Here is an 11739-nt window from a genome sequence, read left to right on the forward strand (position 1 = left end):
CACCGTGACACAGACCACGTCGGGCATCAGAGGACGAAGGAGCCCGCGCGTTTGACGGCACGTATGACCGGAGCCGATTCGACAGTGGTGATCCCCGATAGCTCGGCGATGCGTTCGGTGAGATAGCGGCCGAGGTCGTGCGGGTCGCGGCAGTTGACCGCCGCTACCAAGTTGGTGGCACCGGTGGTGAGTGCGGCGAAGGAAACTTCGGGGTGGCGGGCCACGGCTTCTCCGACAGTGACCGCGGCGGCCGGTTGGGTGGCGATCCAGAGCCGGGCTTCGGTGCCGAAATCGAGTGCGGCGGAGGGGATATCGAGTTGGTAGCGCAGGATTCCATTGCGACGCAGGGTGTCCATGCGGCGGCGGACCTTGGTTTCGGACCATTGGGTGGCGGTGGCGAGGTCGGAGTAGGGGGTGCGGCCATCGTGGCTGAGGGCGCGCAGGAGGGTCTTATCGCCTTCGTCGAGGTGCACGGGGCCGTCTTCGGAGTCTGCCGGGGCGGGACGCAGGTGGTCGACCTGGTCGGGGGTCAGTGCGGAGAGGCCTTGCCAGCCGTCGGGCAGCATGAATCCGCGCAACAGCAGGTGGGCGGACATGGCAACGATTCGACTGGTGCGTGGAAGTTTGTGCAGCAGTAAGGTTTCCTGCTCTTGCGTACTGCGGGTCTGCACCGTGCAGGACACCTCCGTCCCCGCAGAGAGCAGATAGACGAAGGATGTATCGTCGCGGACCGCAAGGGCTTTCGCGACCGACCCGGCGGCGTCCGGGGTGCACCGCAATCGGATCGTCCATTGGACGTAGCCGAGACGACGGCCGTCGACCAGTCCGATCACCCTGAGCGCGTAGGTATTTCGGAGCTGACGGTAGCGACGGGCGATGGTGTTCTCGGAGACGCCGAGAACTTCGGCAATGCTTCGAAAGGACGTCCGGCCGTCGATTTGCAGCGCATGAACGAGGCCACGATCGACGGTATCCATCATCAGACCTCCATTTCTGACGGTTTCCAGCGATATTAGCCCCAACACTGGTAGCCCCCACTCCCCCGTCATCACGATCGTGGCATGGCCAAGAACATCCTCGTCCTCGCCGCCAGCGGAAATGTCGGCAGCCAACTCGTCGCCCAACTCCGGGTTGCCGGTCACCACGTGCGCGCGGGTGTACGGAACCCGGCGACGGCCGATTTCCCGGCCGACGTGCGGGTAGTACGCGCCGAACTGTCCGAACCCGAAACCCTGATCGGCTGCCTCGACGAAATCGACGCGGTCTTCCTGTTGTGGCCACTGCATACCGGCGCACGACTGCCGAAGGCGCTCGACATCATCGCCGAGTACGCCCGTCGCGTGGTGTTCCTCGGCACCGGCGGCATTCCGGATCTCAGCTTCGAGGAGCAGGAAGGGCTGGTACACGGCTGCGGCATCGAATCGGTGGTGATCCGGCCGAGCACCTTCGCCGTCAACACCCTCTGGTGGGCCGATCAGATCCGCACCGGCGATATCGTGCACGGCAGCCACGGCGCGCTGCCGATGAGCCTGATCCACGAGGCCGATATGGCCGCCGTAGCGGCTCGAGCACTCACCGAAAACGGCCATGCCGGAGCTACTTACACCTTGACCGGACCGGAAGTGCTCACCCAGGCCGAGCAGGTGCGGGTCATCGGCGAAGTGCTCGGGCGACCGCTGCGCTGGGTCGAACTCACCCGCGAACAGGCCCGGCAGCGGCTGCTCGCCGATAAATCCTTCCCCGACTCCTTCGTCGAGGTCCTGCTCGACGGCTACGACAAGATGATGGCCGCACCGCGACCGCGGACCACCTCCACCGTCGCCGACCTCACCGGCCGCCCGGCGCGGCCCCTGGCCGAATGGGTATCCGACCACCGCGCCGACTTCCGCTGACCGCTCGGCACGGCAACCCACCCACGCGAGTTCAGGCGAGTCCGAGGCTCGCGATCGGTGTGCTGGTCGGCGTGTCCGAACCACCTGCGGGTTCGACCGTCATGGCCAGGGTATCGACGGTATCGAAGCGGGTGAGCACCGACGGAGCAGCGGCCGACACCACCGCTGCGACCGAATGCGGTATCCCGTCCGCGGACACCAGCCAGACCTGATAGATGCGCCCATCCGGTGGTGCCGGAACACCGTCGAAACTCACCATCGCGGTGGAGATCCCGGCAGAGGTCCGCACCGTGAGTGCGCCGCCGGAGGACACCGGGACCAACCGCGTCCGCAAATCGGGCTGCGCGAGCATCAACTCAGCGCTCATGCCGCGCGCAGGGGCTGATGCGGAGTGCAGCATCACCATTGCGACGCCCGCACCGAGCGTGATGATCACCGCGGCGGCCGCCGTCACCCAGCCCAACCGCCCGCGCCAGCGGTGGCGGACGGGGTGGCGATCGGTACCCAGAGATTCGTCGAGCACCCGCAGCAGTGAAGTCTCGAGCTCTGGCGGCGGGGCCATGGCGTCGACAACGGTGAGTGCGGCCAACACTTCTCGCAGGTCGTACACCGTGGTGGCGAACTCGGCGGCAATGGCCTCGTCCACACCCTCCAGTCGGCGTTCGATACGTCTGCGCTCGATCGTATCGAGCGAATCCAGTGCATACGGGTAAGCCAGGTCGAGCAAGTCCGCGGCCGGTCGGTCGTGGTCGCTCATCAATTGTCACCTCCGGAAAGACAGTGTGCGAGACGTTTGAGCCCATCCCTGATCCGACTCTTGATAGTCGGCAGCGGCACCGCCAGCTGTTCGGCCACCTCGGGATATGTTCGTCCGCTGTAGTAGGCCAACGCCAGTGCCTCCCGCTGCATCTCGGTCAAGGTCTGCAGGCAGCCGAGTACGGCCTCCGCATCGAGGTGCTGATCGACCGCTTCGGCGACGACGTCATGATCACGTCCCAAATGCGTGTGCCCGTAGACGATGTCGCGGGTCGACGCGGCGCGCTCGCGTCGGACGCGGTCCACCGCGCGCCGATGGGCCAGCGTCATCAGCCAGCCCATCGGGCTGGACAGGGCGTGGTCGTAGCGATCGGCCTGCGACCACACCTGTAGATATACCTCCTGCACAATCTCTTCGGCCTCGGCGTGGCTGCGCAGGACGCGCACCGCCATACCGAAAACACGGTGACTGGTCTCGCGGTAGAACTCGGTGAAGGCGTCGCGGTCCCCCGCCGCCACCGCCCCGAGCAGATCGATCAATTTCCGGTTGTGCTCGGCATGCTCGGCCCCCCGATGTAATTGACAGTATCCGCTGGGCAAATCCCCGTCGGCAGGATCGGTGCGCAGGGGGATGACGATGAACTCCGAATCACGAGTCATGGGCACCTCCTACCTTGTAGTTGGCGGGGCACTGCGGATATCGGATGGATCGACTGCGGCAACACTCTGAACTCGACTCCTGACCAGGTCGGGGCCATATAGGAGATGGCCTGCCGGTCGAACGGTCCAGGGCAGGCCTCGGCATTCGAACTCAACGGAGTTCGCATCGCTTCACGAAGCAGATTGCTCGAATACCAAACTAAACCCGAGTGCGGAAATTCACTCGAGATTTGCGGAAGTCCAGTGTTTCGCATGAGCGAGAGACCAAAACGGACGCCGTTGCTTCGCAGCGGCGTCCGTTCTGTCGACGGGGTGTGACGGTTATTTCTTGCGGTCGCGCTTCTCGCGGACGCGCACCGAGATCCGGACCGGGGATCCATCGAAGCCGAATTCCTCGCGCAGACGGCGCTCCAGGAAGCGGCGGTATCCGGCCTCCAGGAAGCCCGTGGTGAAGAGCACGAAGGTCGGCGGACGGGTGGTCGCCTGGGTGGCGAACAGGACACGAGGCAGGCGTCCGCCGCGCATCGGCGGCGGTGTCGCCGCGATGACTTCCTTGAGCCAGTTGTTCAGCCGGCCGGTGGGGATGCGCTTGTCCCAGGATTCCAGCGCGGTCTCCATGGCGGGCACCAGCTTTTGCACGGCGCGGCCGGTATGGGCGGAAATATTTACGCGCTGCGCCCACGGCACGCGGACCAGGTCACGGTCCACTTCGCGGTCCAACTGCAGGCGGCGGTCCTCGTCGACCAGATCCCACTTATTGAAGGCGAGCACCAGTGCGCGACCGGAATCGGCGACCATGCTGATCACCCGCAGGTCCTGTTCGGTGATCGGCTCGGAGGCATCGATCAGCATGATCGCGACCTCGGAGGCCTCCAATGCCGCCTTGGTGCGCAGCGACGCGTAGAACTCCATACCGCTGGCATGGGAGACCTTGCGCCGCAGCCCCGCGGTGTCGACGAACTTCCAGATCTTGCCGCCCAACTCGACCAGCGAGTCGACCGGGTCGACGGTCGTACCCGCGACATCGTGCACCACCGAGCGTTCGTCGCCGGAGAGCTTGTTGAGCAAACTGGACTTGCCGACATTCGGCTTACCGACGAGCGAGACCCGGCGCGGGCCGGTACCGCCGGTGCCCTCGCGCGGCGTCTCCGGAAGGACTTCCAGGACGTCATCGAGCAGGTCGCCGGTGCCGCGGCCGTGCGAGGCACTGACCATGCGCGGTTCGCCGAGGCCCAGCGACCACAATGCGGCCGCTTCGGCCTCGACGCGCTCATCGTCGACCTTATTGGCGACCAGGAGCACCGGGATCTTGGAGCGGCGCAGCTTCTTCACCGCGGCCTCGTCGGTCGCGGTCGCTCCAACGACGGCGTCGACCACCAGCAGGATCGCGTCGGCGGTCTCCATGGCCAGTTCGGCCTGGCGGGCCACCGATTGCTGCAGGCCCTTCGCATCGGGCTCCCAGCCACCGGTGTCCTGCACCAGGAAACGCCGACCCGCCCAACTCGCCTCGTAGGAGATGCGGTCGCGGGTCACTCCGGGAATGTCCTCGACAACGGCCTCGCGGCGGCCGAGGATTCGGTTCACCAGGGTCGACTTGCCGACGTTCGGGCGTCCGACAACCGCGACGGTCGGCATGGCGAGGTGTTCTTCATCTCCGAACTCGGCTTCGAGATCGGCCATCTCCCAATCGGATTCGTCGCTCCAGACGCCGTCGCCCGCGAGCACGTCCTCACTCACTGTGCACTTCCTGTCCGGCCAACCGAAACCTGCCGCACCACAACGCGATACAGCTCGTCGATGACCTCATCCATATTCAGCTCGCTGGTGTCGACCAGCACCGCGTCGTCGGCCGGACGCAGTGGGGACACCGTGCGGGTGGAGTCGAGGGTGTCGCGCCGCTGCACGTCGGCGAGCACGGCCTCGTAGTCGTCGCCGCGGCCTTCGGCGATGTTCTGCTGGTTGCGGCGCTGGGCGCGGGCCTCGGCGGAGGCGGTGAGGTAGATCTTGGCGTCCGCCTCCGGCAGCACAACGGTGCCGATATCGCGTCCCTCGACCACGATTCGCGCTGCGGCGGAAGCGATTTCACGCTGCAGCGCGACCAACAGATCGCGCACCTCGGCCACCGCCGACACCGCGGACACCGCCTTGGTGACGGCATTGCCGCGGATCTCCGAGGAGACGTCCTCACCGTCGAGCAGGATCACCTCGCGGCTGGGATCGGTGCCGATGGTCAGCGGCAGCTCCTTGACCGCGGCGCAGATCTCGGCCGCGTCGCTCAGCTCGACACCGGCACGCAGCACACGCAGGGTCGCGACGCGGTACATCGCACCGGTATCCAGGTAGCTGGCACCGAGCCGGGTGGCCAGTCGCCGCGAGACGCTGGATTTGCCGGTGCCCGAAGGCCCGTCCATGGCAACGACCAGCGGCGTGGTGCCATCAACCATCGCAGGGACCTCCACGGGAATCTCTACACCGTTCACAACGACACCGCCTCATAGAGTTTGCCGACTTCATCGCGACCGATCACGCGCAGCGTGCCAGGCCGTTGATCGCCGAGCGCGACCGGACCGATATTGGTGCGCACCAGCCGGGTCACCGGATGGCCGACCGCGTCCAGCAGTCGGCGCACGATGTGCTTGCGCCCTTCGTGCAACACGATCTTGACCAGCGAACGTCCCTCATTGATCTCCAGCACCTGGAACTTGTCCACCTTGGCCGGACCATCCTCGAGTTCGACACCGTCCCTGAGGCGCTTGCCGATCCCCTTGTGGACTTCACCATTGACCGTCGCCAGATAGGTCTTCTCCACCTGGAACGACGGGTGCATGAGCCGATGCGCGAGATCGCCGTCATTGGTGAGCAGCAGCAGCCCCTCGGTGTCGGCGTCCAGCCGACCGACGTGGAACAGGCGCTGACCGGCCGCGATGCGTTCGGCGACAATATCGCCGACACACGGGCGGCCCAGATCGTCGGACATGGTGGACTGCCAGCCCTTGGGCTTGTTCAGCGCGAGGTGCACCAACTCCTCGCGCACCATGACGCGGGTGCCGTCGACGCGAACCACCGCTTGCTGCGGATCGATCCGCAGGCCCTGTTCGGTGACGATCGCGCCGTCGACCTCGACCCGGCCCTGGGCGATCATCTCCTCGGCCGCGCGGCGCGAGGCGACACCGGCCTTGGCCAGCACCTTCTGCAGCCGCTCGCCCTCGCCCCACGGCATCTTCTCGTGGCCGCCCTCGGCGGGTTGATCGACGTGCTGGCGCTTGGCGGGCTTCGCATTGCTCAGCAGCGGGGCGGCGACGACCTTCTTCTGCGGCTTCGGAGCCTTGGCCTTCTTGCCGACCGGCGCGGACATCGCGGCCGAAGCCGGACGACGCGATGGAGTGCCCTGCTGCGCGGCGCTTCCCGATGGGTAACCGCGCGAACCGGCGGCGCGTGTGGCCGAACCGCCTTGCGCGGCACCGCGATAGGCGTCACCGCGGGAACCGCGCTGATCGCCGCTGCCGCCGTGGGACGAACCGCGGTAGCCCGAACCGCCCTGCGACGAACCGCGGTAACCGCTGTCCTGGGAGGAACCGCGATAGCCGCTGTCTCCTTGCGCCGAGCCGCGGTAGCCGCCGCCCTGCGACGAGCCACGCCGATCGGCGCCACCGCGCGCGGAACCGTATCCGCCGCCCTGCGCGGCACCGCGGTACCCGCCGCGCTGATCGCCCTGCGCGGCACCGCGGTAACCGCCGCGCTGATCGCCCTGCGACGAACCGCGGTAGTCCGAGCCGCGCGCGGAGCCACGGTAGCCGTCGTCCTGGGACGAACCGCGATAGCCGCGATCGCCGCCGCTGTGCGAATCTCCCCGGTAGCCACTGCCCCCGTGCGCGGAGCCTTCCCATTCGGCCCCGCGCCGCGTACCTCCCCGTTGTGCCGAACGCGCGTCGCGTGTGCTTCGGCCTGCGCCGCCCCGTCGGGGCTGGTCGCTTCTGTTCCTACGATCCGGTGTGCCATCTCGGCGAGCGGGCGTATTCATGTTGTCCTGTCAGTCTTCTTCGGTACCGAGATCCAAATCGGTCTCGGCGGGTTTCTTCAACCTGGTGTAACGGGGGTCCGTCTCCAGGCTCTCGTTGATCTCGTCGATCAGGTCGACGCCCGGCAGTAGGGGCGCCAGTGGTGGCAGGTCGGTCAGCGATGCGAGTCCGATCCGTTCCAGGAACAGTTCGGTCGTGCGGTACTGCGTGCCGTTCGTCTCCGGGTCCACCCCGGCCTCGGCGATCAGTCCGCGAGCCAGCAGGGTTCGCATCACCCCGTCGACGTTCACGCCGCGCACCGCGCTGACCCTGGTCCGGGTCACCGGTTGGCGGTATGCCACCACCGCCAGTGTTTCCAATGCCGCCCGCGTCAATTTCGAGCGCGCACCGTCGAGCAGCATCCGTTCCACATATGGCGCGTACTCGCTGCGAGTATAGAAGCGCCAGCCGTCACCCACGAAACGCAGGTCGATGCCACTGGCCCGCGCGGACAGTTCCGCCGACATCGCGAGCAGTGCCCGCTCCACCCGCGCCGGACTGTCCCGCAACGCGTCGGCCAGCAGTTCTACCGGCGCCGGAGCGTCCACGATGAGCAGCATCGCCTCCAGCGCCGATCGGAATTCGTCATCGTCCAGCGGCTCCGGCGTGAGGTCCGCCACTGTGTCGTCCGAAGCCGACTCATCCTCACCCGATCGCGCCGCAACGGCAGATTTCCCGCCTTCGACGCTCTCACCGGGCGGCTCATCACCTGGCGCACTCGACAGGGCATCACCGTCGGCGCGTCCGCCACGGCCGCTCGACGACGGCGCGCTCGTCCCCTCCACATCTGAGGGCACTGCGCCCAGCGCACTCGACGGTGCGGTGCTGTCGGTTCGTCCGCCGAGGCCACGGGGCGACGGCTCGTCCGCACTCGTCGCCTCGTCATCAGCGGGAGCCGCGTCCTCGGAGCGTTCGCCCAGCACGATCGCCGCGCTGTCCTCGACGTCACTTGATCGCGCATCCGCGCCAGCGACGACACCGTTGTGCTCGACCGATGCCGCGGCGTCCTGGGTGCGCTCGCCGAACTCCTCGCTCACGACCGCACCTCGTTAGCGCCCGGTTCCGTCGTGCGCTGTGACATGGTGCGCTCGCTCACCCGTAGTCCTCCTCGATGGTCACAGTGTCGGCGGTCTCGTCCTTCGGGTCGCCGGTCCAGCTCACCGAGAGCGGGCCGAGCGGGTCGGGTTGGTCGAACTCGATGGTCTTGCCGCGGTACAGCTCCAGCAGGGCCAGGAAGCGCGCGACGATCTGGATCGGCACTTCACAGTCGGCGACCAGTTCGCCGAATGTCGTCCAGCCGCCCGGTCCGCGCAGCTTGAGCTGTTCGAGCACGAGCGCGGCCTGTTCGGCAACCGAGAAGGCGTGCTGGTGCAGATGGTCGAGTCCGACCTTGGGCGCCGGTCGGGGCCGGAAGGCCGCGGCGGCGATCGCGGCGAATTCGTGTGCCTCCACCCCCAGCGTAACCTCGGGCAGCAGGTCGGCGAAGCGCTCCTCTAGGCCGACCGCACGCGGGTAGCGGCGCAGCGCGACCGCTTCCAATTCACCGAGCAGTTCGGCGACCTGCTTGAACGCGCGGTATTGCAGCAGCCGGGCGAACAGCAGGTCGCGCGCCTCGAGGAGTTCGAGATCCTCGGCGTCGGTCACCTCACCCGATGGCAGCAGCCGTGCCGCCTTGAGATCGAGCAATGTGGCCGCGACGACCAGGAATTCGGTGGTCTGATCCAGGATCTTGTCGGCGCGCAGCGTGTCCTGCTGTCCGATGCGCGCGGTCAAAGCCTTGGTGTAGGCGATGAATTCGTCGGTCACCTGATGCAGCGCGACCTCGGTGACATCGAGCTTGCGCGAACTGATCAGATTCAACAGCAGATCGAACGGCCCTTGAAAGTTGCTCAGCCGCAGCTGAAACCCCGACTGCTGCGCCGATGCCGCCTCGGAACCCCCCTGCACTACCGCCGACTCCCCCTCATTTCCAGGTCTACCAGGGAGATCATCTTGTGCGGCAGCGGTATCACGCACCCCCGCATGGTCGGCCCGCTCGGCGCCGGAGCCCTGATCGGCGAACTCACCAGACTCCGAGCCGAGCGTATTCGCATTCGTCGTTGGCGCCGGTTCAGTACCGCCGATCACCGGCCCGACCGGTGGATGACTTCCCGCGCCATCGCCCGATATGCTTCGGCCCCACCGGATTTCGGTGCCCATGTGGTGATCGGTTCACCCGCGACGCTGGCGTCGGGAAACCGCACGGTCCGCGCGATCGCCGTGTCGTACACCAGATCGCCGAATACCTCGACGACGCGCGCCATGACCTGGCGCGAATGTAGTAGCCGCGCATCGAACATGGTCACCACGATGCCGTACAGGCTCAGCCGCTGGTTGAGGCGGTCGCGCACCTTCTCCACGGTGTCGTTGAGCAGCGCCAGCCCGCGCAGCGAGAAGTATTCGCATTCCATCGGAATGATCACGCCATCGGAACAGGCCAGCGCATTCACCGTCAGCAGCCCGAGCGAGGGCTGGCAGTCGATGAGAATGTAGTCATAGCGGTCGCGCACCGGTTCCAGTGCACGGCCCAGGGTCTGTTCCCGACCGACCTCGTTGACCAGCTGGATCTCCGCGGCCGACAGATCGATATTGCTCGGCAGCAGATGCAGATTCTCGACGCGGGTCTCCATGAGGACCTCGTCGATGGAAACCTTGGATCCGATCAGCAGGTTGTGCACGGTCAGGTCGAGATCGTGGTGGGCAACACCCAATCCGGCCGACAGCGCGCCCTGCGGATCCAGGTCGACCAGCAGCACCCGGCGGCCGAACTCCGCGAGCGCGGCGCCCAGGTTGATCGTCGAGGTGGTCTTGCCGACGCCGCCCTTCTGATTGCACATGGCAACGATGAGGGCATCGCCGTGCCGCTCGACCGGCGGCGGCTCGGGCACGATACGCAGCGGACGCCCGGTGGGACCGAGCGTCGCGTCTTCGGGGACGGGTTCGGCACCGTTGCCCCACAGCGTCTCCGCCGCGGCCTCCGAGTACGGACCCATCCGGGCACCCGTAAGCGGCTGCGCCCCAGCACCCATCGGCGGCTCTGCCGCACCGGCTGTCGTCACGATCCGCTGCTCCTTATACGTTCCTGCCCGTTACCTTCGCCCGACTCCGGCATCATCTGCCCGAGCGTAGCGAGGCCGATCAGGCCCGACCTCGCTTTCGTACGGTCCAGCTCTCGATAGACGCTACCGCTTGATAGCGCAAGACCCACGCTCGGACACGCGACACCCACGTTTACCTGCGCGAGCGTTCACTCCCCTGACGCCGATCCGGTTCTCCGTCGAAACCGATATCAACCCGGACGATACCCGGTGCGCGGATGCGCCCCGCACACCTTACTTGTCCGCCGCGCCCGGATTCATCGGGCAAAACCGCATAGATCAGCGGGCACGCGGGTGGGCGGTGGCCCAGACCTCGCGCAGGGTGTTCACGGTGACGAGGGTGTAGATCTGCGTGGTGGTCACCGAGGCGTGTCCCAGAAGTTCTTGGACCACACGCACATCGGCGCCGCCGTCGAGCAGATGTGTTGCGAAGGAATGGCGCAGGGTGTGCGGGGATACAGTGGCGCCGATGCCAGCACGCTCCGCGGCGGTCTGCAGCACCTGCCAGGCGCTCTGCCGCGACAGCCGTCCGCCGCGTGCGTTCAGAAACAGCGCACCCGCAGTGCCTTTCCCATTGGCGGCGAGCGCCGGCCTGCCGCGCACCAGGTACGCGTCGACCGCGGCGAGCGCGGGCCTGCCGATCGGGACCATGCGCTGTTTGCCGCCCTTACCGTGCAACACCACCGCACGCTCCTCGGTGTCCAGGTCGTCCACATCGAGTCCGACCATCTCCGAGATCCGCGCACCGGTCGAGTACAACAGCTCGAGCAGTGCGCGGTCGCGCAATCCGCGTGGCCCGGCATCGGTCCCGCCCCCATTCGCCTCGGCATCGCCGATCGGCCCGCCGCCCGCGGCCTCCAGCAACCGCAGGACCTGGTCGTACGGTAGGGCTTTCGGCAACCGGCGGCTCGGCGCGGGCGGTTTCACCGCATGTGCGACATCGGTGCTCGTCATTCCCTCGGCGGCGGCGAAACGATGCAGCCCGCGCACCGCGATCAGCGCACGCGCGACCGAACTGGCGGCCAGTGGCGGGTGGGCGACCCCACCCGCCCGCAGCACCATGGTGAATTCCGCGACATCGGATTCACCGACCTGCTCGAGCGCCGTAATACCGCGTCCGGTCAGGAAGACCCGATACCGGTCGAGATCGCGGCGATAGGCGCCGAGGGTGTTGCGCGCGGCGCCGCGCTCGACCGCGAGATGGTCGAGATAGACGTCTACTTCGCGCGCGAGCAC

10 protein-coding genes and 1 pseudogene are annotated in these 11739 nt (G+C 67.0%); 1 reads left to right on the plus strand and 10 read right to left on the minus strand.

Translation table 11 applies throughout. The annotated features are described in order from the left end of the window. Positions 1–26 precede the first annotated feature (26 nt). Positions 27–980: an Lrp/AsnC family transcriptional regulator gene (locus tag ACQP2D_RS29660; RefSeq protein WP_433679221.1), complete on the minus strand. Its 954-nt coding sequence runs from the start codon at positions 978–980 to the stop codon at positions 27–29. 81 nt (positions 981–1061) lie between these two features. On the opposite strand from ACQP2D_RS29660, the gene ACQP2D_RS29665 reads away from it, so the two are divergent. Next, the gene (locus tag ACQP2D_RS29665; protein WP_433679222.1) at positions 1062–1892 is read left to right on the plus strand and encodes an NAD(P)H-binding protein; all 831 of its coding nucleotides are present in this window, start codon (positions 1062–1064) and stop codon (positions 1890–1892) included. 31 nt (positions 1893–1923) lie between these two features. Here ACQP2D_RS29665 and ACQP2D_RS29670 read toward each other — a convergent pair whose 3' ends face one another. The 9 genes and pseudogenes from ACQP2D_RS29670 to xerD form a co-directional block, all read right to left on the minus strand. Next, complete coding sequence (locus ACQP2D_RS29670; RefSeq protein ID WP_433679223.1) at positions 1924–2649, minus strand: anti-sigma factor; 726 nt, start codon at positions 2647–2649, stop codon at positions 1924–1926. Further along, the gene (gene sigK, locus ACQP2D_RS29675) at positions 2649–3308 is read right to left on the minus strand and encodes an ECF RNA polymerase sigma factor SigK (RefSeq protein ID WP_433679224.1); all 660 of its coding nucleotides are present in this window, start codon (positions 3306–3308) and stop codon (positions 2649–2651) included. Before sigK ends, ACQP2D_RS29670 begins: the two co-directional genes overlap by 1 nt. 321 nt (positions 3309–3629) lie before the next feature. Then, complete coding sequence (der, locus tag ACQP2D_RS29680) at positions 3630–5045, minus strand: ribosome biogenesis GTPase Der (protein WP_433679225.1); 1416 nt, start codon at positions 5043–5045, stop codon at positions 3630–3632. Then, positions 5042–5752: a (d)CMP kinase gene (gene cmk, locus ACQP2D_RS29685; protein ID WP_433679226.1), complete on the minus strand. Its 711-nt coding sequence runs from the start codon at positions 5750–5752 to the stop codon at positions 5042–5044. The genes der and cmk overlap by 4 nt, the downstream gene beginning before the upstream one ends. Before the next feature lie 32 nt (positions 5753–5784). Then, a pseudogene (locus tag ACQP2D_RS29690) lies at positions 5785–6813 on the minus strand (pseudouridine synthase); the annotation flags it as partial. Positions 6814–7338: 525 nt separating this feature from the next. Continuing rightward, on the minus strand, positions 7339–8091 hold the full coding sequence (gene scpB / locus ACQP2D_RS29695) for an SMC-Scp complex subunit ScpB (RefSeq protein ID WP_433685800.1): 753 nt from the start codon (positions 8089–8091) through the stop codon (positions 7339–7341). A 367-nt stretch (positions 8092–8458) separates the two neighbouring features. Continuing rightward, positions 8459–9313, minus strand: a complete 855-nt coding sequence (locus ACQP2D_RS29700; RefSeq protein ID WP_433685801.1) for a segregation and condensation protein A — start codon at positions 9311–9313, stop codon at positions 8459–8461. Between the two features lie 176 nt (positions 9314–9489). Then, positions 9490–10398, minus strand: coding sequence for a ParA family protein (locus ACQP2D_RS29705; protein ID WP_354958099.1), 909 nt, complete (start codon positions 10396–10398; stop codon positions 9490–9492). Between the two features lie 384 nt (positions 10399–10782). Beyond that, the gene (gene xerD / locus ACQP2D_RS29710; RefSeq protein ID WP_433679227.1) at positions 10783–11739 is read right to left on the minus strand and encodes a site-specific tyrosine recombinase XerD; all 957 of its coding nucleotides are present in this window, start codon (positions 11737–11739) and stop codon (positions 10783–10785) included.

Source organism: Nocardia sp. CA-119907 (assembly GCF_050955995.1).
GTDB lineage: Bacteria > Actinomycetota > Actinomycetes > Mycobacteriales > Mycobacteriaceae > Nocardia.

What these genes read in the sequence shown, in the direction of transcription:
- sigK (WP_433679224.1), bottom strand. Translation starts at nt 3,308, where the DNA reads ATGACTCGTGATTCGGAGTTCATCGTCATCCCCCTGCGCACCGATCCT.
- ACQP2D_RS29670 (WP_433679223.1), bottom strand. Translation starts at nt 2,649, where the DNA reads ATGAGCGACCACGACCGACCGGCCGCGGACTTGCTCGACCTGGCTTAC.
- ACQP2D_RS29660 (WP_433679221.1), bottom strand. Translation starts at nt 980, where the DNA reads ATGATGGATACCGTCGATCGTGGCCTCGTTCATGCGCTGCAAATCGAC.
- ACQP2D_RS29705 (WP_354958099.1), bottom strand. Translation starts at nt 10,398, where the DNA reads ATGGGTCCGTACTCGGAGGCCGCGGCGGAGACGCTGTGGGGCAACGGT.
- ACQP2D_RS29665 (WP_433679222.1), top strand. Translation starts at nt 1,062, where the DNA reads ATGGCCAAGAACATCCTCGTCCTCGCCGCCAGCGGAAATGTCGGCAGC.
- cmk (WP_433679226.1), bottom strand. Translation starts at nt 5,752, where the DNA reads ATGGTTGATGGCACCACGCCGCTGGTCGTTGCCATGGACGGGCCTTCG.